This window comes from Noviherbaspirillum sp. UKPF54 (assembly GCF_007874125.1).
In the GTDB taxonomy this organism is placed as follows: Bacteria; Pseudomonadota; Gammaproteobacteria; order Burkholderiales; family Burkholderiaceae_D; genus Noviherbaspirillum.
Genome location: NZ_CP040128.1, coordinates 1,563,058 through 1,583,774, shown reverse-complemented (window position 1 = coordinate 1,583,774; position 20,717 = coordinate 1,563,058). Strand labels below are relative to the sequence as shown.

General features: G+C 57.9%; 15 protein-coding genes and 3 tRNA genes. 5 read left to right on the top strand and 13 right to left on the bottom strand.

Going from position 1 to position 20,717, the window contains the following annotated elements:
- The first annotated feature begins 19 nt into the window (after nt 1–19).
- The 3 genes from FAY22_RS07415 (at nt 20) to FAY22_RS07405 (ending at nt 3,466) form a co-directional block, all read left to right on the top strand.
- The gene (locus FAY22_RS07415) at nt 20–754 is read left to right on the top strand and encodes a ParB-like protein (RefSeq protein WP_146329618.1); all 735 of its coding nucleotides are present in this window, start codon (nt 20–22) and stop codon (nt 752–754) included.
- Between the two features lie 356 nt (nt 755–1,110).
- On the top strand, nt 1,111–2,361 hold the full coding sequence (locus FAY22_RS07410) for a D-amino acid dehydrogenase (protein ID WP_146329617.1): 1,251 nt from the start codon (nt 1,111–1,113) through the stop codon (nt 2,359–2,361).
- Entirely contained in the window at nt 2,354–3,466 is a 1,113-nt protein-coding gene (locus FAY22_RS07405) for an NAD(P)/FAD-dependent oxidoreductase (RefSeq protein WP_146329616.1), read from the top strand. Before FAY22_RS07410 ends, FAY22_RS07405 begins: the two co-directional genes overlap by 8 nt.
- A 5-nt stretch (nt 3,467–3,471) precedes the next feature.
- Here FAY22_RS07405 and FAY22_RS07400 read toward each other — a convergent pair whose 3' ends face one another.
- Nucleotides 3,472–3,735 (bottom strand): DUF2249 domain-containing protein, encoded by a 264-nt coding sequence (locus FAY22_RS07400; RefSeq protein WP_146329615.1) that lies wholly within the window; start codon nt 3,733–3,735, stop codon nt 3,472–3,474.
- Nucleotides 3,736–3,979: 244 nt separating this feature from the next.
- On the opposite strand from FAY22_RS07400, the gene FAY22_RS07395 reads away from it, so the two are divergent.
- A complete protein-coding gene (locus tag FAY22_RS07395) occupies nt 3,980–5,521 on the top strand; it encodes an NAD(P)H-hydrate dehydratase (protein ID WP_146329614.1) in 1,542 nt (513 codons plus the stop codon).
- 17 nt (nt 5,522–5,538) lie between these two features.
- Here the strand turns inward: FAY22_RS07395 and FAY22_RS07390 are convergent, their stop codons facing one another.
- Nucleotides 5,539–6,225: an ABC transporter ATP-binding protein gene (locus FAY22_RS07390; protein ID WP_146329613.1), complete on the bottom strand. Its 687-nt coding sequence runs from the start codon at nt 6,223–6,225 to the stop codon at nt 5,539–5,541.
- On the opposite strand from FAY22_RS07390, the gene FAY22_RS07385 reads away from it, so the two are divergent.
- Nucleotides 6,224–6,901 carry an arylesterase gene (locus tag FAY22_RS07385; RefSeq protein WP_146329612.1) on the top strand — a complete coding sequence of 226 codons (678 nt, stop codon included), beginning with the start codon at nt 6,224–6,226 and terminating at the stop codon, nt 6,899–6,901. The two genes, FAY22_RS07390 and FAY22_RS07385, sit on opposite strands and share 2 nt — an antisense overlap.
- Nucleotides 6,902–6,971: 70 nt before the next feature.
- Here the strand turns inward: FAY22_RS07385 and FAY22_RS07380 are convergent, their stop codons facing one another.
- From FAY22_RS07380 to FAY22_RS07330, 11 genes are all read right to left on the bottom strand, one after another.
- On the bottom strand, nt 6,972–8,897 hold the full coding sequence (locus FAY22_RS07380; protein WP_146329611.1) for a SurA N-terminal domain-containing protein: 1,926 nt from the start codon (nt 8,895–8,897) through the stop codon (nt 6,972–6,974).
- Nucleotides 8,898–9,029: 132 nt separating this feature from the next.
- Nucleotides 9,030–9,106, bottom strand: a tRNA-Asp gene (locus FAY22_RS07375).
- Between the two features lie 28 nt (nt 9,107–9,134).
- Nucleotides 9,135–9,210, bottom strand: a tRNA-Val gene (locus FAY22_RS07370).
- A gap of 92 nt (nt 9,211–9,302) precedes the next feature.
- A complete protein-coding gene (locus FAY22_RS07365; protein ID WP_146329610.1) occupies nt 9,303–9,575 on the bottom strand; it encodes an HU family DNA-binding protein in 273 nt (90 codons plus the stop codon).
- A 262-nt stretch (nt 9,576–9,837) separates the two neighbouring features.
- On the bottom strand, nt 9,838–12,246 hold the full coding sequence (lon, locus tag FAY22_RS07360; RefSeq protein ID WP_146329609.1) for an endopeptidase La: 2,409 nt from the start codon (nt 12,244–12,246) through the stop codon (nt 9,838–9,840).
- A gap of 271 nt (nt 12,247–12,517) precedes the next feature.
- Nucleotides 12,518–13,786 (bottom strand): ATP-dependent Clp protease ATP-binding subunit ClpX, encoded by a 1,269-nt coding sequence (gene clpX, locus FAY22_RS07355; protein WP_146329608.1) that lies wholly within the window; start codon nt 13,784–13,786, stop codon nt 12,518–12,520.
- A gap of 160 nt (nt 13,787–13,946) precedes the next feature.
- Nucleotides 13,947–14,573, bottom strand: a complete 627-nt coding sequence (clpP, locus tag FAY22_RS07350) for an ATP-dependent Clp endopeptidase proteolytic subunit ClpP (RefSeq protein ID WP_146329607.1) — start codon at nt 14,571–14,573, stop codon at nt 13,947–13,949.
- A gap of 31 nt (nt 14,574–14,604) precedes the next feature.
- Nucleotides 14,605–15,954, bottom strand: a complete 1,350-nt coding sequence (gene tig, locus FAY22_RS07345) for a trigger factor (protein WP_146329606.1) — start codon at nt 15,952–15,954, stop codon at nt 14,605–14,607.
- Between the two features lie 28 nt (nt 15,955–15,982).
- Nucleotides 15,983–16,069, bottom strand: a tRNA-Leu gene (locus tag FAY22_RS07340).
- A gap of 202 nt (nt 16,070–16,271) precedes the next feature.
- Entirely contained in the window at nt 16,272–19,376 is a 3,105-nt protein-coding gene (locus FAY22_RS07335; protein ID WP_146329605.1) for an efflux RND transporter permease subunit, read from the bottom strand.
- Complete coding sequence (locus tag FAY22_RS07330) at nt 19,373–20,572, bottom strand: efflux RND transporter periplasmic adaptor subunit (protein WP_246860692.1); 1,200 nt, start codon at nt 20,570–20,572, stop codon at nt 19,373–19,375. The genes FAY22_RS07335 and FAY22_RS07330 overlap by 4 nt, the downstream gene beginning before the upstream one ends.
- Nucleotides 20,573–20,717: the final 145 nt, after the last annotated feature.

The following is a 20,717-nucleotide window of genomic DNA, read 5'->3' as shown; positions in this document are numbered from 1 at the left end:
TGCTTATCCAGGAAATCCCATGCCAGGCATTCCTTTCGCCAGCCGCTCCTTCGAACCGAAGCTCGCGGCATTTGGGCTATCCTTGCCCGCCGTCCTCGCGCTCGCCTGCTGCAATGCGCTGGCAGCGCCGACATGCAGCCGGGAGATTCCGGTTCATGGCAAATGTGAAATCTCGCTGGAAGCGCTGCACCCGACCCAGCCGGCGATCGGAGCGATGCAGGTCGAAGAGCGCGCGGCGCGAATGCCTCCCGGGATCGACGGCGCCCAGTACACCAGCAAGTGGGCGGTTCCGGTGGTGCAGGCTCCGGATGGCAAGTTTTATCTGACCGATGGACATCATCTTGCCAGCGTACTCACGCGCGTTGGTGCGGAAAAAATAACGGCTGAAGTGATTCACCGTTTCGACAACCGCGCCTCCTTCTGGGATCAGATGCGAGCCCGGCACTGGGTGTATCTGTTCGACTCCCACGGCAAACCCATCACGCCGGAGGAACTGCCGGCGCATATCAAGGACTTGGGCGACGATGCCTATCGCTCTCTTGCCGGCTATGCGGAAGATGCCGGATTCTTCAAGAAGACCGACGCCTACTTCATGGAGTTCGCCTGGGCGCGTTACTTCGGCGAGCGCATGGGCTGGCAGCCGATAGACCGGCTGACCCTGCTCTCCGCGCTCCAGACGGCGCAAAAGCTGGCCTGCCAACCGGAAGCACAGGACTTGCCGGGGTACGCCGGGCCTTGCGCCTCGAACAAATGACATGCAGATAATGCATCGCCGCCATCGGCGCATGCCAAAAATTGTTTAACTTCTCAGGAGTGATGCAGGCCAGTCACAAGTCACATGCATTGTGTAACCACTTTCCCTGCCGAAAGAATAAAATGATGCCAGCGAACTAGATATGTGTCTGGCAGTCTATGCTGTCACTTGGCAATTGGCAGCACGCGCCGGATCGAAGCTTTATCTTTCAACACATTTTGTACTGCAATGGCGTAGCAAACCTGTTTGTTCATGCAAGCGCGTTTCCGAGCCTGCGGGCACAGGCCCGCCGTGTCATCCGATGCGGCGGCGTCCCGCAAGGCTCTCGTCCACACACCCAATGACAGGTTAAATAAGTGACAAAGCAGGTCGTAGTTATCGGCGGGGGCGTCGTCGGCGTCTGCACCGCCTATTTTCTTGCCGAAGCAGGACATGAAGTCGCAGTCATCGAGCGCCACCACAATGTCGCTCATGAAGCAAGCTTTGCCAATGCCGGCATCGTCGCTCCCGGCCATGTGGCGCCATGGGCGGCGCCGGGCATGCCGCGCAAGATACTCTCGTCGCTTTTCCGGTCGGAGGCGCCGGTCCTGCTCAAGCCGAGCACCGACCGCGCCCTGTGGCGCTGGCTGCGCCGCTGGGTAGCCGAGTGCGACCTGGAGCGATACCGGATCAACAAGACCCGGATGCAGCGCATCGCGTTCTACAGCAGGGAGCTGCTGCACCAGCTGCGCGAGACATATGAAATCGAATACGAGCAGACCGAAGGCGTGCTGCAGCTGTTTCGCACCGACCAGGAAATGAAGCTGGCCGAACCGGCCCTGGAGCTGCTCGCCGAATACGAAGTGCCGCACCAGCTGGTCGATCCCGAAACCGCCCGCCTGATCGAGCCGTCGCTTTCCACGACAACGAAACTGGCCGGCGCATTGCATTTGCCTCAGGATCACGCAGGCAATTGTCCGCTGTTTGCAAAGCGGCTGCGGAATATCGCCAGTTCGATGGGCGTGCAGTTCTATTTTTCGAACACGGTGCGCTCGATCGAACAGGAAGGCGGGCAGGTATGGGTAAACATCGACGAGCGCCGGTTTGCCGCCGATGCGGCCGTGATCGCCGCAGGTATCGATAGCCTGCCGCTGCTCAAATCGATCGGCATCACCGTCCCGATGTACCCGGTCAAGGGATATTCGGCGACGGCCGCGATCAAGAACTTCGATCAATCGCCGCACGCGGCGCTGCTCGACGAATCCTACAAGGTCGCCATCACCCGGCTGGGTGGCCGGGTGCGCGTATCGGGCACGGCCGAGTTCGGCTCGGACACGACCCAGCTGAATCAGGCCGCGTTGCGCACGCTCGTCAAGGTGGGCGCCGACTGGTTCCCGGACGCAGCCAACTATGCGACAGCCAATTTCTGGTGCGGCGTGCGCCCCATGCTGCCGGATGGCCCCCCTATTCTGGGCGCCACGCCGGTGCGCAATGTCTATCTCAATATCGGGCACGGCAGCAGCGGATGGGCCATGGCAGCCGGTTCCGGCAAGGTGCTGGCCGATATCATTTCGGCGCGCTCTCCCGACATCGACATGGACGGCTTGACCCTTGCCCGCTATGGATAAGGTTGACTGCCTGGTCGTCGGCGCGGGCGTCGTCGGCCTGGCGGTCGCGCGCGAACTTGCGCAGCGTGGAAGAGAAGTTCTGGTAGCAGAAAGACATGCGGCAATTGGCATGGAAACCAGTTCGCGCAACAGCGAAGTGATTCATGCCGGCCTATACTATCCGACAGGCAGCCTGAAGGCCCGACTCTGCGTGGCCGGACGGCATTCGCTGTACGCCTATTGCGAAGACCGTCACATCGCCTACCGCCAGTGCGGCAAGCTGATCGTCGCCACCACCGAGTCTCAGCTCGACAAGCTCGCCGCCATCCATGCGCAGGCCCAGGCCAATGGCTGTCATGAAGTCGCGATGCTCACCGCCGCACAAGCCCGGGCGATGGAGCCGGCCTTGTCCTGTATCGCAGCGCTGTCATCCCCCCGCACCGGCATCCTCGACAGCCACGCCTACATGCTCGCGCTGCAGGCGGACGCCGAACGCGCTGGCGCGCTGTTTGCGTTCGACAGTGAAATTGCCGGCGGCGTCGCGCATGCCGACGGCATCGCTGTGCTGGTACGCGATGGAGGCGGAAACGAAACGGAAGTGCTGGCTAAAACGGTGATCAATTGCGGTGGTCTATGGGCGCCGCAGCTTGCACGCGCCATCGACGGTCTGGATGCGGATAGCGTTCCGCATCCCTACTTCGCCAAGGGGAATTACTATTCGCTCGCCGGCCATGTGCCTTTTTCCAGGCTGATCTATCCGATTCCGGAAGCGGGCGGGCTGGGAGTACACCTAACGCTCGACTTGGGCGGACAAGCGCGCTTCGGGCCGGATGTCGAATGGCTCGCCAATGCGGACGGCGCGCTCGATTACGCCGTCGACCCCGGGCGCGCAGACAAGTTTTACACCGAAATCCGCGCGTACTGGCCACAGCTGCCGGACGCTGCCCTACAACCAGCATATGCCGGCGTGCGCCCGAAAGTCAGCCCGCCCGGTAGCAGCGCCGACTTTCTGTTCTCCACGCACGGCCATCCCCGTTACCTGGGTTTGTACGGCATCGAATCTCCCGGCCTGACCGCGTCGCTTGCGATCGCGGCGCACATGGCCGGGATGCTGACGCTATCCTGAACGCGTCAGGCAGTTACCAGGAAGTCGATAACGATTGCGCCCGGCTCACGCTGCACGTAGGCCATTTTGACGCCTTCGCCGAAGTGCGCATGAATTTGCGACAGCAGCGGCAGCGGATCATGGTCATTGCAAAAACGCATGGTTTCGCCCGGCTGCAATGCGCTCAGCGCACCGAAGATCGCCGCATGGCGGAAGCGCTTTGCGATGCCGCGCGCGTCAAATGGATAAACGCCTTCGGCGATGACCGGATGGGAACAATCGTGTGCCATGAAACTACTCCTGTGGTGAAATGAAATCTTCCTCGGATCGAACGTCCGCAACCGGGCGCTCTCATTAATCCTGGGCATTGCCCGGATTTAAGATCCATTCTAAATGCAGCTTTTAAATGATGCAAATAAAATGAATGTTTTTTGAGTGACGTAGAATGTTCGCAACCTAGAGTTACTTAGCATAAAATCAAGCTCCATCCCTGCCGGTAACGCCATTTCAACCAACCTGCTCCACCACTGCTCCATGCCATCGCCCCACGCGCTGTACTCGGTAGCGGAAATTCGCGCCATTGAACAGGCTGCACTCGCCGCACTGCCCGCCTTCACCTTGATGCAGCGCGCCGGTCAAGCCGCTGCGAAACGCGCCCTCGAGCTCGTCGGCCCACTCCGGCACCACGCACCCATCCTCGTCCTGGCCGGCCCCGGCAACAACGGCGGCGACGCACTGGAAGCCGCCACCCACCTTGCACGGGAAGGCGCGTCGGTCACCGTTTTGCTGTTTGCGGATTCAGATCGCCAATCGGAAGATTCCAGGCGCGCACACAAGAATGCGAAAAACAGCCCGCTGCGATTTGCCGACCCGGCCTGCGGGGAACAAGTCATCACCGCCTCGCGCTGGTCGCTTATCGTCGACGGATTGTTCGGGATTGGCTTGGCCCGGGCCATTTCCGCACCGCTGCGCAGCGTGATAGAACAGGTCAACAATCTCGATTGCAAGGTGCTGGCGCTGGATGTCCCCAGCGGCCTCGATGCCGATACCGGAAATATCGTCGGCCCCGAAGGTATCGCGATACGAGCAACCGACACGGTGACCTTCATCGGCGGCAAGCCTGGATTGCATACAGGGCATGGACGGGACTACGCCGGGCACGTGGAGGTGGCGGACCTGGATATCGGGCGCGAATTCTTCGTCGACGCCAAGGCGCAGCTCAATCGGCCGGAATTGTTTTCCGACTATTTGCGACCCCGTCCACACAACTCGCACAAGGGCTCTTTCGGCGATGTCATCGTGGCCGGCGGCGCGCATGGGATGAGCGGCGCGGCCATTCTGGCAGCGCGCGCTGCGGCGAAATGCGGCGCTGGTCGCGTGTTCGCGGCATTCCTTTCCGAGCCGCCGGCCTACGACAGCGCGCAGCCGGAACTGATGTGCCGCCATGCGCATGACATGGACTTTGCTTCATCGGCGGTCACGATCGGTCCCGGCCTCGGCACATCAAATGCCGCGAGGGACATCTTGACGCGCGCGTTGCTGTCCGGCGCGCCGCTAGTGATCGATGCGGACGCCTTGAACCTGATTGCCTCAAGCGACGATTTGCGCCTAAAACTGCGCAGTCGCGGCCACCCGGCGCTTCTGACGCCCCACCCGCTGGAAGCGGCGAGATTGCTGAACACGAGCGCCGCGCGCGTTCAGGCAGATCGTCTGGCGGCAGCACGCCAGCTGGCTGCGGAGTTAAACTCGGTCGTTCTGCTGAAGGGCTCGGGAACTATAGTCGCCCAGCCGGGCGGCGAACTGGCGATCAATACCACGGGCAATCCCGCGCTTGCAACGGCGGGCACCGGTGATGTCCTTGCAGGGATATGCGGCGCCTTGCTCGCGCAAGGCTGGAAGGCGTGGCCCGCAGCCCTCGCCGGCTGCTGGCTGCATGGATCAGCAGCCGACACCCTCGTAGCTCAAGGTACAGGCCCTATCGGGCTGACCGCGAGTGAACTCATTCCATGCGTACGTGCGCTTCTCAACCGCCTTAGCCATAAGCATGGCGTGGACGAACCATCGAATAGCCAATGAAAGTCCGCGCGTGACGATTATGATGCCAGTCGTCCCGCGGCGATGGTAATGGTGCGCTGGCAGCGCGCAGCAATCGATGGATCGTGCGTGACCAGCACCAGGGTCGAGCCGCGCTCCCGATTCAGTTCGAACATCAGCTGGATGATGGCTTCCCCGGTCACCGCATCGAGGCTGCCGGTCGGTTCGTCCGCCAGCAGCAGTGGCGGCTCGGTCACAAAGGCGCGCGCCAGCGCGACTCGCTGCTGCTCTCCCCCAGACAGGTATTTCGGATAGTGCCGCAAGCGGCTGGCAAGGCCAACTCGTGCCAGCATTGCCTCCGCCTTTTCCCTTGCGTCGCCATCGCGCCGCAATTCCATTGGCAGCATCACGTTTTCCAGCGCGGTCAGATGCGCCAGCAGCTGGAATGACTGAAACACGAATCCGAGCATGGCTTGACGCAGCGCGGCGCGCCCATCCTCGTCCAGCGCGAAGATATCCACCCCACCAAGTTTTACGGTGCCGCCCGATGGCGTATCGAGACCGGCCAGCAAGCCAAGCAAGGTCGACTTGCCGGAACCGGAAGCACCCACGATCGCGAGAGTCTCCGCGGCCTGCACGGTAAAATCGATGTCATCCAAAATATTCAGTTCGCCGGCCGCATCGACGACGCGTTTGCATAGATGAACGACTTCAATGGCATCAGGGCGAGAGGAACTATCCAGCATGCAAAATGATGTGATGAAATTCGGAAGATTGATGCGTTCGATTCAGGTCATAGTGGCATTCATGCTAGCCCTGATGGCAACGTGCGCCTATTCTGCATCAAAAACGGTGCTCGTGCTGGGCGACAGCCTCTCGGCCGAATATGGCTTGGCGCGCGGAAGCGGCTGGGTAGCGTTGTTGGAAAAGCGCATGAACTCGGAAAAACTGGATGCGCGCGTCATCAACGCGAGTATCAGTGGCGAAACCACAAGTGGCGGCAAAGCGCGCCTGCCGGCACTGCTGGAACAGTATCGCCCGGATATCGTCATCATCGAGCTTGGAGCAAATGACGGTTTGCGTGGATTGCCCGTCGCATCTGCCAAAGCCAACCTGGGCGCGATGATCGCCGCCGTGCGTGCCGCGCGTGCCCGCCCCCTTCTCGTTGGCATGCGTATCCCGCCGAATTACGGGCGCGATTACACCCAGCGGTTTTCAGCATCATACACGGAGCTGGCCCGCGAGTTGAACGTCGCGCTCGTGCCATTCCTGCTCGAAGGCGTGGCGGACAACCCACAGCTTTTCCAGGCCGACCGGCTGCATCCGCTCGCCGATGCGCAACCGGCTATTCTTGACAATATCTGGCCATCCCTCAAGCCGCTGCTGCTCAAGCCGCTGCTGCTCAAGCAGATGCGCCATTAAAGTCGTCGAAAAACAAAAGAGCCACCCGTTAACTGGGCGGCTCTTGTACCGATTGGAAGGAACAGGACAATTATCTCGATTCGTCCGTATCCGTTTCAGCCTTCTGGGTGACAGGTTTCAGGACTTCGACCTTCGCCTTCTTTTTCAACGCATTCAGATAAGCCTGCATCTCTTGCTGGGCCAGCGCATTGCCGATCTGTTGCTGCTCCGCCTGACGCCGTGCGGCATCGACGGTCTTCGGCTGCAACACCTTGTTGACGCGATATACGCCATATCCCTGCGGCAGATCAACGCCGACATAGGCCGGCAACTTGCTGGTATCTGCCTTCATGACCGCACCAAGCGCGGCGCTATTAATGCCCTCGCCTTTCACCCGCGATACGGTCTTGGACTCCGAAAAACCGCTCGCATCGCCGGCCTTCGCTGCCGCCAGTTTCTTCTCGCCAGCCTGCTTCGCCAGCTTGGCCGCTTCGAGCTGAGTCACGCGCTCGCGCACAGTCGCCTCGACCTCTGCAAAAGCCCGCTTGGTTACCGGCTTATAGTCGACCACGCGGCCGGCAATCAGGGTGTTCGGTGCGACTTCGACAGCTTCCGTATTGCGCTTGTTCTTGATCGCGTCATCCGAAAACAGCGCTTTCAGGAACTTCGGATTGTTATATGGCGCGTTGGGCGAACTGCCCGGGTTTGGCGTGCGCGTCAGGTTCGAAACTGTCTCGATCTTCAGGCCGAGCTTGTCGGCTGCCGGCTTGAGGCTGTCCGCTTGCTCATACACGGTGTTGGTGAACAGCTCCGCCATTTCCGAATATTTCTTTGTTGCCTGCTGCTTTCTGATCTCAGCGGCAATCTCACCTTTCACCTCGTCCAGCGGCTTGATCGCGGCCGGCTTGATGCCGGTGAGTTGTATGATATGGAAGCCAAAATCGGACTGCACGAGGTCACTGACTTCCCCTTGCTTGAGCTTGTAGACCGTGTCTTCAAACGGCTTGACCATCATGCCCTTGCCGAAATAACCAAGGTCGCCGCCATTTTGCGCGGACCCCGGGTCCTGCGAGTTTTCTTTGGCCAGCTTGGCGAAATCAGCGGGATTCTTGCGAACTTGGGCAAGCAAGGCTTCAGCCTTCGCTTTGGCCGCCGCCTTGTCCGCGTTCGACGCATTCTTGTCGACCTTGATCAGGATATGGCTGGCGCGGCGCTGCTCTTCTTCACCATAGCGCTTCGCATTCTGTTCGTAGTACGACTTGATGTCAGCATCGCTCACGGGAATCTGCGCCGCCAATGCCTCGCCGTTCAGGACGACATATTCCGCCTTGACTTGCTCCGGAACCTGGAAATCGGCACTGTTCTTTTCGTAATACGCCTTGAGCATGTCGTCCGTTACTTTTACTTGCGAAACGTAATCGGCCGCTTTGAACAGCTGCTCCTGGACTTCGCGCTCTTGGTCGTTCAGGTCGGACAGACGATTTGCAACCGTTTTCGGCGCAAATGCGGTCGACTGGACTGCATTGCTTACTTGTTGCAACGACAAATCCTGGCGCAGACGCGCCTCATAGAGCGCCGGAGTCATGCCTTGCATCGCGAGCAGCGACTTGTAACGCTCCGCGTCGAACTTGCCGTCGGCGCCAGTCAAGCCGGGAATTGCCAGAATTGTCTGCTGCAGCGTACGGTCGGATACGGACAAATGGTCGCGCGCAGCAGTTGCGACCATCACGCGCTGCGCGATCAGGTTATCGAGTATGGCCTGCTTGGCCTCCGGGGTATCGAACATTTTCGGATCGAACTGGGAGCCGAACATTTGACGCAGGCGATCCATCTGTTCGCGTTGCGCCGCATCGAACTCCTGTTGGGTGATCGAATGCCCCGCAACCTTGGCTACCGTGTTGTCGTGCTCGCGGAAGCGCGTATAGCTCTCGACTCCGAAAAACGCAAAGGATGGAAAAATCAACAGGAGCAGCAGAAACTGCATCAAGCGCTGATGAGTGCGGATAAATTCAAACATCGTAGAGCCTATCTCGAACGGAACACGAAAATGCGATTTCAGCGCAGCATATTAACCAGCTTTGTACGCAGCGAAAACAGAAATTTGCCCGCATATGAAAAAAGGCGAACTTACGTTCGCCTTTTTTGGATTTGGCGGAGTGGACGGGACTCGAACCCGCGACCCCCGGCGTGACAGGCCGGTATTCTAACCGACTGAACTACCACTCCTGAATCTACTGCATGAATCTGGCTGCACTGGTGGGTGCTGAGAGGCTCGAACTCCCGACCTACGCCTTGTAAGGGCGCCGCTCTACCAACTGAGCTAAGCACCCGCAAAAGGTACCACTTAGCCAGCCAAATCAGACGTTTGTCACCACGTCGTAAAGAACGAAATTATAGCGCATCTTTTAACAAGATGCACTAATTAGTTAAGCGCGTCTTTCAAAGCTTTTCCTGGACGGAATTTTGGCACTTTGGCGGCTTTGATCTTAATCGCGTCCCCGGTGCGCGGATTACGGCCGGTACGTGCTGCACGCTTGCCGACCGAAAAAGTACCGAAACCGACAAGGGTAACGCTTCCATTCTTTTTCAACGTTATTTTGACGGCCCCAACCAACGCGTCCAGCGCACGTGTCGCCGCGGCCTTGGAAATATCTGCAGTTCCGGCGATATGATCGATTAATTCTGTTTTATTCACTGAAGTCCCCTCGAAGTGTTGGATTTCACAACGGTTTTTATTACTTATTTTGGTGGCCGCATCCGTTGCAAAATGCAGAAAAGAAATTTTCTGCAGAGTGTATTAAACAAGTCGCTAAGCCTTGTGTCAAGCGACCTGCCGGCGTTTTGGCGCCACAAACACCGGCATGGAACAGCGCAAATTCATGCTACCTCATGGCGAAACAAGGAGTACAAGGTGAAAAAAAAGCGCTCCGAAGAGCGCTTTAAATGAGCAATTTAGACTAGTGCTTCACAACATTCGGATCCGCAGTTCCAGTGCTTTGAGCAACCGCAGTATCGACTGCTGCCTCGTCGGCCAACGGAGTCGGCTGACGCTCGAGTGCAATTTCCAACACCTTGTCAATCCAGCGAACCGGAATGATTTCAAGCTTGTTCTTCACATTATCCGGAATATCCGTGAGATCTTTAACGTTTTGTTCCGGAATCAGCGCCGTTTTAATGCCGCCGCGATGAGCAGCAAGCAGCTTTTCCTTCAAGCCACCGATCGGCAGCACTTCGCCGCGCAAGGTGATTTCACCGGTCATTGCCACATCGGCACGCACCGGTATGCCCGTCAGTACGGAAACCAATGCCGTCGTCATGGCGATACCTGCCGAAGGGCCATCCTTCGGCGTCGCGCCTTCCGGCACGTGAATGTGGATATCGGTCTTGCTAAACAACTCAGTCTTGATGCCAAGTCGCTTGGCGCGGCTGCGTACGACCGTCCGCGCGGCCTCGATCGATTCTTTCATCACGTCGCCCAGCGTGCCGGTACGAATGATATCGCCCTTGCCTGGCATCGTCATCGCCTCGATCGTCAGAAGGTCGCCGCCGACTTCGGTCCATGCGAGGCCAACCACCTGCCCGATCTGATTCTCTTTTTCGGCGATGCCAAAGTCATAACGACGCACGCCGAGGAACTTGTCGAGGTTCTTCGAAGAGACAGTGATCTTGTGATCCTGCTTCTTCAACAGCAACATCTTCACCACTTTGCGGCAGATCTTGGAGATTTCGCGTTCCAGCGAACGGACGCCCGCTTCTCGCGTGTAGTAGCGGATGATGTCACGAATCGCTGATTCCGAAACAGTGATCTCATCGTCCTTCAGGCCATTATTCGCAATCTGTTTCGGTAGCAGATAACGCTGCGCGATATTCGTTTTTTCATCTTCCGTGTAACCGGACAAGCGAATCACTTCCATCCGGTCCAGCAGCGCCGGCGGAATGTTGTAGGAGTTCGATGTCGCAACAAACATTACGTCGGACAAATCGAAATCGACCTCGATGTAATGATCCGAGAATGTGTGGTTCTGCTCTGGATCAAGCACCTCGAGCAACGCGGACGCCGGATCACCCCGGAAGTCTTGCCCGAGCTTGTCCACCTCGTCTAGAAGAAACAACGGGTTACGCACGCCAGTCTTCGCTAGGCTTTGCAAAATCTTTCCTGGCATAGAACCGATATACGTACGTCGGTGGCCACGGATCTCGGCCTCGTCACGCACACCGCCCAACGCCATGCGCACAAATTTGCGGTTGGTCGCACGCGCAATCGATTGGCCAAGGGACGTCTTACCCACGCCTGGAGGCCCAACGAGGCACAGAATCGGCGCCTTGACCTTGTCGACACGCTGTTGCACGGCCAGATATTCCAGGATGCGTTCCTTGACTTTTTCCAGCCCGTAGTGCTCGCTTTCGAGCACCTGCTCAGCGTGAGCGAGGTCGTTGTTGACTTTCGACTTCTTTTTCCACGGAAGGCCGACGAGAGTATCGATGTAATTGCGTACCACAGTTGCTTCCGCAGACATCGGCGACATCAGCTTCAGCTTTTTCAGTTCTGCCTCCGCCTTCTCTCGCGCTTCCTTCGGCATCTTAGCCGCGATAATCCGCTTCTCAAGCTCTTCGAGGTCGGCACCTTCCTCGCCCTCCCCGAGTTCCTTCTGGATTGCTTTCACCTGTTCATTCAGGTAATACTCGCGCTGGGATTTTTCCATCTGGCGCTTGACGCGACCACGAATCCGCTTTTCGACTTGCAAGATGTCGAGTTCGGCCTCAAGCTGGCCAAGCAGATGCTCATGGCGTTTAGCCACGTTGAAGATTTCAAGAATGATCTGCTTTTGCTCTAGCTTAAGCGGCAAGTGCGCGGCAATGGTATCCGCCAGTCGACCTGCATCATCGATGCCTGCGAGCGAAGTTAGTATTTCCGGCGGAATTTTCTTGTTCAGCTTCACATACTGATCGAATTGCTGCACGATGGCCCGGCGCATTGCCTCGACCTCAGACTCATCGCCCGGCTCCGACTCAACCGGAGTCAATTCGGCAACGAAATGCGTTTCCAGCTCGCTAATGTCATGAATGCGAGCCCGCTGAGCGCCCTCGACCAGCACTTTGACCGTCCCGTCGGGCAGCTTCAACATTTGCAAAATATTTGCGACGCAGCCAATCTTATAGATATCCGATGCAGAAGGCTCATCCTTGGCCGCTGCCTTTTGCGCCGCGAGCATGATGCTCTTTCCTTGCTCCATTGCAGCTTCCAGCGCCTTGATCGACTTCGGGCGGCCAACGAATAGAGGTATCACCATATGCGGAAAGACAACAACGTCGCGCAACGGCAATAGCGGCAGTTGGGTGTTTTCAGTGAATGTAGTAGTCGTCATGGCGAACCTTATTTAAGAGCTTGTTTATGATGTTGGCCCGACAGCCAAAAACTCAAGTCCAAGCGGCAACAAAAATCGCAACAGAATTCACCAATAAAAAAGGCCACACACGAAGTCGCCTTCGGGTGGCCTTGCATTGGAAGCCTGAAGTGATTCCTGTGATTCAAATTGTACTGCTTCTAGGAAAAAACGGGCTTTCACCTGTAGTCGCATGCTCCACATCTATAAAGATGCGAAACATGCATCCACGCGGAACAGGAGCTGAGAATTGCTACTTGGCCCCCGACACCTTCGGCTGCTCGTGATAAATCAACAAAGGCTTCGCTCCATTGACGATCGTATTTTCGTCAATAACCACCTTGGCGACATTCTGCTGGCCCGGCAATTCAAACATCACATCCAAGAGTGCGTGTTCAAGGATAGAGCGTAGACCACGCGCACCGGTCTTGCGTTCAAGAGCCTTTTTGGCAATTGCATGCAATGCTGCTGGCCGAACTTCCAACTCAGCGCCTTCCATCTGAAGCAGTTTTGCATACTGCTTGATAAGCGCATTCTTGGGTTCAAGCAAGATTTGGATCAGCGCCTCCTCGTTTAGTTCACTTAGCGTTGCAACGACCGGCAAACGTCCCACTAACTCCGGGATCAAGCCGAACTTGATCAAGTCTTCCGGTTCGGCATCAAGCAAAACCTCGCTGGCATTGCGCTCTGTTTGGCTTTTCACGCTGGCAGAGAATCCGATCCCACTCTTCTCCGATCGATTCGATATGATTTTTGCGAGCCCGTCAAAAGCACCGCCGCAGATAAACATGATATTAGTTGTGTCGATCTGCACGAAATCCTGATTCGGATGCTTACGCCCCCCTTGGGGTGGCACCGAAGCCATCGTGCCTTCGATCAGTTTCAGCAACGCCTGCTGCACACCCTCGCCCGACACATCGCGGGTTATCGACGGATTGTCGGATTTGCGTGAAATCTTGTCGATCTCGTCGATATATACAATGCCTTTTTGGGCTTTTTCAACCTCGTAGTTACAGTTTTGCAGAAGTTTCTGAATGATGTTTTCAACGTCCTCGCCGACGTAGCCTGCCTCGGTCAAGGTCGTTGCGTCTGCAATCACAAACGGAACATTCAGCATGCGCGCCAATGTCTGCGCCAATAATGTCTTACCCGAACCGGTGGGGCCGATCAGCAGAATATTGCTTTTCGCCAGCTCGACATCATCCTTCTTTCCGAGGTGCTTGAGACGTTTGTAGTGGTTATATACCGCCACCGAAAGAATGCGCTTGGCCGTTTCCTGCCCAATGACGTATTGCCCAAGCAACTCAAAAATTTCTTGGGGTGTCGGCAAATCCGATTTGGGTCCGGCCACCGACTCCATGCTGGAAGCCTCATCACGAATGATGTCGTTGCACAGATCTATGCACTCGTCGCAGATGAAAACCGACGGGCCTGCGATAAGTTTCTTTACCTCGTGTTGGCTCTTGCCGCAGAAGGAGCAATAGAGCAATTTCTCGCCACTGGAGGATTTTTTGTCAGACATAGGGCAAAGTGTGGTTGGGTATGAATCCGATATTACCTGCGAAATCCCAATTCGTCACGACAGCGCTCAAGAATTTAGAGCAAAGTTGACAAATTTCGTCGCTATAAAACAAAACGCCCGAACGCGGTGCGTCCGGGCGTTTTACGCATGGACAGGCACCTTAGGCGCGGCTGGTCAGCACCTTATCAATCATTCCATATTCTGCCGCTTCCGCAGCGGACATGAAGTTATCTCTGTCTGTATCCTTGCTGATTTGTTCCACAGTGCGGCCGGTTTTTTCAGCCAAAATGTGGTTCAGCCGATCACGCAGGTAAAGAATTTCGCGCGCCTGGATTTCGATGTCTGCCGCCTGGCCTTGGGCGCCGCCCAAGGGTTGATGAATCATGATCCTGGAATTCGGCAGCGAGAACCTCTTACCCTTCGCCCCGGCGGCTAGCAGGAAAGCGCCCATCGACGCTGCCAAACCAGTGCACAGAGTAGAGACGTCCGGCTTGATGAATTGCATGGTGTCGAAAATTGCCATGCCTGCCGAAACCGAGCCCCCCGGGGAATTGATGTACAACGAAATATCCTTGTCCGGATTCTCGCTTTCCAGGAAGAGCATTTGCGCGACGATCAGGTTGGCCGAGTGATCATTGACGGGACCAACCAGAAAAATCACGCGCTCCTTCAGCAGGCGCGAGTAGATATCGTATGCGCGCTCGCCGCGCCCGCTTTGCTCAATCACCATCGGCACCATACCGAGCATGTCGGTATCCAGTGCTGAATTTCTCATCATGCCTGACATGTGCTTTCCTCAAGGAGTACGCACAAGCCGATTAGGCTTGCGCGGTATTGCCCATCAATTCGTCGAACGAAACCGGCTTGTCGCTCACCTTCGCCTTACCAAGCACATAGTTAACGACGTTTTCTTCCAAAACAAGGGCTTCGACCTCGGCCAGACGACGGCGGTCTGCATAATAGTACTTCAGAACCTGTTGCGGATCTTCGTAGCTTTGCGCGAACTCTTCAACCTGGGTCTTCACCTGTTCCGGCGTTGCTTCGAGCTTGTTTGCCTTGACAACCTCAGCCAGGATCAGGCCGAGGCGAACCCGGCGTTCCGCCTGGGAGGTAAACAGTTCACGCGGGAACGGCATGTCGTTGACCTTCATGCCGCGCTGTGCCATGTCTTGACGCGCCATTTCGATCAGACGGTCCACATCCTGCTCAACCAGCGCGTTCGGGACATCGAGTTCGGACACATTGATCAGCGCGTTCATCACGCTGTCCTTGGTCTTGGCTTTGACACGGTTATTCACTTCACGTTCAAGATTTTGCTTGATGTCCGCGCGCATCTTGGACAGATCTCCGTCGGCGATGCCGAGCGACTTCGCGAACTCGGCGTCGACCTCCGGCAGGTGCGCCCATTCGAGCTTCTTGATCGTGATGGTGAATTCGGCCGTCTTGCCTGCAACTTCCTTGCCATGGTAATCAACCGGGAAGGTCAGCGGGAAGGTCTTGGAATCGCCGACCTTCAAGCCCGTTGCGGCCGCCTCGAATTCCGGCAGCATGCGCCCTTCGCCAAGCACGAAGGTGAAATCCTCGGCCTTACCGCCCTGGAACTCCACGCCGTCGATCTTGCCGACAAAATCCAGCGTCACGCGATCGCCGCTTTGGGCCGTCTGGTCGGCACCTCCGTCGCCGTGCGCGCCCTGCTCGCCCTTGACGTGATAATGCACGCGCTGCTTGCGCAGGATATCGATGGTCTTGTCGATTTCCGCATCGGTGACGGCGCTCGTAACCTTTTCGACTTCGACACCGGACAGGTCGCCGATCTTGACTTCCGGGTAGACTTCAAACGTTGCGTCGAACGCGACTTCGCCTTCGCCCACGCCGTCGCCAGACTTCGGCTCGATCTTCGGATAGCCGGCCACGCGCAGGTTGTTTTCGCTGGCAGCCTCGCTGAAAGCGCGGCCGACCTTATCGTTCAATACTTCAGTCTCAACCTGATAGCCGTACTGCTGCGCGACCATCTTCATCGGCACCTTGCCCGGACGGAAGCCAGGCGCCTTCGCGGTGCGGGCACGAACTTTCAAACGTTTTTCAACTTCCGCCTGCACGTCTGCCACCGGCAGCTTGATGGTGATGCGGCGCTCGAGTTTTTCCAAGGTTTCGACTGCAGTTGCCATGAGAATCGTCCCAAAAATTAATATTCTGTGGTGCGAGGAGGGGGACTCGAACCCCCACACCATTGCTGGCGTCAGGACCTAAACCTGGTGCGTCTACCAATTTCGCCATCCTCGCGGGATTTTGCAATTTTATTTGCGTTGATTTTGCACAAAAGCAAAGGGCGACCCTGAAGTGAATATCCGGTCGCCCTGTCTTTGTTAGTAGCTCTTCAACTTCAACCCGGCATTTTACTGGATTTTTGTGCCGCCTGTCCCGATTTTTCGCGGGACAGGCGGACACCTCGCTTTGGCTACGGGCGAGCCCTTCCGGACGGCGCTTACGGGATGACCGCAATCTCCGGCTCCGGCTTCTTCACTCGGAACCATGCGGCATACAGCGCCGGCAAAAAGAGTAGCGTCAACGCGGTCGCAATGATCAGGCCGCCCATGATGGCGACCGCCATGGGCCCCCAGAAAACGGAGCGCGACAAAGGGATCATCGCCAGCACGGCCGCCGCCGCCGTCAGGATAATCGGGCGGAAACGGCGTACAGCGGATTCCACGATCGCATTCCAGGGCGCCACGCCTTCACGGATGTCGTGCTCGATCTGATCGATCAGGATCACGGAATTTCGGATGATCATGCCGAATAGCGCGATCACGCCCAGTTGCGCGACAAACCCGAACGGACGATGCAGGATCAACAATGCCATCGCGGCGCCGGCCACGCCGAGCGGCCCAGTCAGGAATACCAGCAGCGCGCGCGAGAAGCTGTGCAACTGGAGCATCAACAGCGTGAAAATGATGAAGATCACCAAGGGCACATTGGCGGCAATCGATTGCTGCGCCTTGCCGCTGTCGGCCGCGGCGCCGGCAAGTTCGATCGCGTAGCCGGCGGGCAGTTCGGCGCGCAACAGATCAAGTTTCGGATTAATCTGGCTCGACACCGTCGGCCCCTGAATGCCATCGACCACATCGGATTGCACGGTAATCGCCCATTCCCGCCCTTCGCGCCACACCACGCCCGGCTCCCAGACGAAATGGGCGCGCGCCACCTGCGCCAGCGGCACCGCACGGCCACTCGCGGTCTGGATATTGGCTTCGTTGAGCGCGGAAATGGTCGAACGCTCCTCGACGGGTTGGCGGACCACGATATCGATCAGCTTGTTCTCTTCGCGGAACTGGCCGATGGTGGTGCCGGTCAGGATGGTGTTTGCCGTGCGCATCAACACCTGCGAACTGACGCCGAGCGCGCGCAACTTGTCCTGGTCGAGATCAAGGCGCAACACCTTCACCGCCTCGTTCCAGTTGTCGTTGACGCCGATCGCGTTCGGATTGGCGCGCATGATTTCCTTCACCTGATCGGCGATGGCGCGCACCTTGGCCACTTCCGTGCCGGTGATGCGGAACTGGACCGGATATGGCACCGGCGGCCCGTTTGGCAACAACTTCACACGCCCGCGCACTTCCGGAAAGTCGTTCTTGAAGGCGTCGATGATTTTCAGGCGCAACGCTTCACGTGCCTGCAAATCCTTTGGCAGAACCACGATCTGCGTAACGTTAGTCTGCGGGAAGATCTGATCGAGCGGCAGATAGAAACGTGGGCTGCCGGTGCCGACGTAGCTGGTGACGCTCTCGACCCCGTCCTGCTTGCGGATGAATGCCTCGAATTTTTTCGCCTGCGCCTCGGTGGCGTTGAACGCCGTACCTTCCGGCATCCACAGTTCCACCATCAGCTCCGGCCGGCTGGAATCGGGGAAAAACTGCTGCTCGATGAAGCGGAAACCGAACACGCCAAGCGCAAATGCTGCCAGCGTGAGCAGGATCGTGGTCTTGCGCCATTCGACGCACCAGTTCACCAGCGCCCGAAAGCGCGTATAAAACGGCGTGTCGAACAGCTCGTGCTGGCCGTCTGCATTGGCTTTCGGCTTCACCTTCAGCAGCACATAGCCGATATACGGCGTAAACAGCACGGCGGCCACCCATGAAATGAGCAGCGCGAGCGCGTTGACGGAAAACATCGAGAACGTATATTCGCCCGCCGCCGATTTAGCCAAGCCGATCGGCAGGAATCCGGCAGCCGTAATAAGGGTGCCGGTCAGCATCGGCATCGCTGTCGATGTATAGGCAAAGGTCGCGGCTTCGAAGCGCGACAGGCCCTCTTCCATTTTTCGCACCATCATTTCGACCGCGATGATGGCGTCGTCGACCAGCAGCCCAAGTGCAATGATCAGCGCCCCAAGTGAAATCTTGTGCAGGTCGATGTCGAAAATCCGCATGAACAGGAAGGTCACTGCCAGCACCAGCGGAATCGTCAATGCGACAACCAGCCCCGGGCGCGCATCGACGCGGAATGGCCTGGTGTGCAAGCCGAGCGCGATGAAACTCACCGCAAGCACGATCAGGACCGCTTCTGCCAGGGTGCGCAGAAACTCGTTGACCGAGGAAGCGACCGCCTTGGGCTGGTTCGATACGCGCTCGAGCTCGATACCGACCGGCAGCTTGCCCTTGATCTGATTGACCGTCTTTTCGAGGTTACGGCCGAGCACGATGATGTCGCCACCCTTTTCCATCGAGATGCCCAGGCCGATCACTTCCTTGCCGTTGAAGCGCATCTTGTCCTGCGGCGGGTCCTTGTATTCGCGCTTGACCTTGGCGAAATCGCCGAGGCGGAAGCTGATCCCGTTGGCACGCAGCTCCATGTCTTCCAAGTCCTTAACCGACTTCATCGCGCCGGTCACGCGCACCTGTAGGTTGTCGGTCGCGGTCACCAGGACGCCTGTGGATTCCACCGCGTTCTGGGCGTTGAGCTGGGCGATGATGGAATCGAAAGGAATGCCGAGCTGCGCGAATTTCTTGTGCGAGAACTCGATATTGATCTTCTCGTCCTGCACGCCAAACAGCTCGACCTTCGAGACCGACGGGACACGCAGAAATTGCTGGCGCACGAAATCGGCGTAGTCCTTGACTTCCGCATAACTGAAACCATCGCCGGAGAGCGCAAAGATCGAGCCATAGGTATCGCCGAACTCGTCATTGAAAAAGGGGCCGATCACGCCCGGCGGCAATGTGCTCCTGATATCGCCGATCTTCTTCCGAACCTGATACCAGGCACCCGGAGTTTCCTTCGGAGGAGTCGATTCGCGCAGCTGCAGGATGATCGTGGTTTCGCCTGGTTTCGAATAGCTGCGGATCCGATCAATATACGGTGTCTCCTGCAGCTTTTTTTCCAGCTTGTCGGTCACCTGGTCCGCCATCTGCAGCGCGGTGGCGCCCGGCCAGATCGCGCGCACGACCATGGCACGGAACGTAAATGGCGGATCCTCATCCTGGCCGAGACGGCCGTAGCTGATGACACCGCCGAGCAGCAGCGCCACGATCAGATAACGGATCAGCGGGATATGCTCGAGCGCCCAGCGCGAAAGATTGAAGCCGCCCCTCATTGGCCGGCTCCGGCATTCAAGGCAGCGGGAGCGAGCGGCGCGGGATTGCGGCCGGATGCCAGCGCCTTCTCGTCTTTCGCTGCAGCGTCGCCGCCGAGGATCTTCACCTTTTGGCCCGGCTTGAGGAGATTGACGCCGGCCGTGACGATGGTCTGACCGGGAGAAATGCCGGCGGCCACGACGATTTCATTGCCGGAACTTCCTGCGACTTGCACCGGCACCGCTTTTACCGCGCCGTTCTCCACCACCCACACTGCAGTGGCCGACTTATCCTGGAATAACGCCGTCAGCGGCAAAGTGATCATCGCGTCCTGCGACTTCGTGGAAAATGCAACGTAGGCGGTCATGCCCAGCTTGACGTGATCGGGCGCGTTCGGAATGGCGATTTTCGCCGTGTAGGTTCGGGTAGCCGGGTCCGCGACCGGCGACAGCTCGCGCAGTTTGCCCGGGATGATTTCATCCGGCCTGGCCCAGGTACGCACGCGCACATCCGTCATCCGCCGCAAGACGTCCACCTTGTCTTCCGGGATTCCGATCACGATTTCCTTTTCGCCGGTTCGCGCAACCCGCACCACGGGCGTGCCCGGCGCGACAACCTGCCCCACCTCGGCATCGACCCCGGTCACGACGCCGTCGACGTCGGAAACGAGTGTCGTGTAACCCGCCTGGTTCGACTGGTTGCGGAAGGCGGCCAGCGCCTGTTCATAGCTGGCCTGCGCGGCCTTGAAGGCCGTTTCCTTGCTGTCCAGGACGGCCTGGCTAACAAAATTCTTTTCGCGCAAATCCTGGTATCGCTTCAATTCCGCCCTGGCCAGATCGCGATTGCTCTCCGCCGCCTTCAGCCCGGCATTGGCTTGCGCCTGGGCCAGTTGCATATCCTGTGGATCGAGTTGCATGAGCACCTGCCCGCGCTTCACAATGGCGCCGACGTCTACCTTGCGCGCAATGATCTTGCCTCCGACGCGAAAACCCAGGCGCGACTCGATGCGGGCGCGTACCTCGCCGGAAAACTCGGCTGCAACGTCGACATTGCCTGCTGCCAGCCGAATGGCACGCACCGGCCGGATTTCCTCCGCCTTTTCGACCGGCTTGGAACAAGCGGCCAAAAGGGCCAGGCTCGACAGCGCCAGCAATGCAAGGCGCGGCAGAGACTGCAGCGGCATTATCGACGGACATGGATTTTCAGGAGCGGCCATGCTTTTTCCTTTACTATTTCCGCATAAAAAAACGCCGCTCCGGCTGGCGGCGCCTGCATGATGTTCAATGCACCTTACAGTTAATGACTTACTGGTTAGTAATTATAAGCACGCCAAACATGTTTTGCATATGACTTTTTAGTCA

Bases quoted from the DNA above. Each gene is read 5' to 3' on its own strand.
- FAY22_RS07415 (WP_146329618.1), top strand. From the start codon at position 20: ATGCCAGGCATTCCTTTCGCCAGCCGCTCCTTCGAACCGAAGCTCGCG.
- FAY22_RS07405 (WP_146329616.1), top strand. From the start codon at position 2,354: ATGGATAAGGTTGACTGCCTGGTCGTCGGCGCGGGCGTCGTCGGCCTG.
- FAY22_RS07400 (WP_146329615.1), bottom strand. From the start codon at position 3,735: ATGGCACACGATTGTTCCCATCCGGTCATCGCCGAAGGCGTTTATCCA.
- FAY22_RS07395 (WP_146329614.1), top strand. From the start codon at position 3,980: ATGCCATCGCCCCACGCGCTGTACTCGGTAGCGGAAATTCGCGCCATT.
- FAY22_RS07385 (WP_146329612.1), top strand. From the start codon at position 6,224: ATGCAAAATGATGTGATGAAATTCGGAAGATTGATGCGTTCGATTCAG.
- FAY22_RS07390 (WP_146329613.1), bottom strand. From the start codon at position 6,225: ATGCTGGATAGTTCCTCTCGCCCTGATGCCATTGAAGTCGTTCATCTA.
- FAY22_RS07380 (WP_146329611.1), bottom strand. From the start codon at position 8,897: ATGTTTGAATTTATCCGCACTCATCAGCGCTTGATGCAGTTTCTGCTG.
- lon (WP_146329609.1), bottom strand. From the start codon at position 12,246: ATGACGACTACTACATTCACTGAAAACACCCAACTGCCGCTATTGCCG.
- clpX (WP_146329608.1), bottom strand. From the start codon at position 13,786: ATGTCTGACAAAAAATCCTCCAGTGGCGAGAAATTGCTCTATTGCTCC.
- clpP (WP_146329607.1), bottom strand. From the start codon at position 14,573: ATGTCAGGCATGATGAGAAATTCAGCACTGGATACCGACATGCTCGGT.
- tig (WP_146329606.1), bottom strand. From the start codon at position 15,954: ATGGCAACTGCAGTCGAAACCTTGGAAAAACTCGAGCGCCGCATCACC.
- FAY22_RS07335 (WP_146329605.1), bottom strand. From the start codon at position 19,376: ATGAGGGGCGGCTTCAATCTTTCGCGCTGGGCGCTCGAGCATATCCCG.
- FAY22_RS07330 (WP_246860692.1), bottom strand. From the start codon at position 20,572: ATGGCCGCTCCTGAAAATCCATGTCCGTCGATAATGCCGCTGCAGTCT.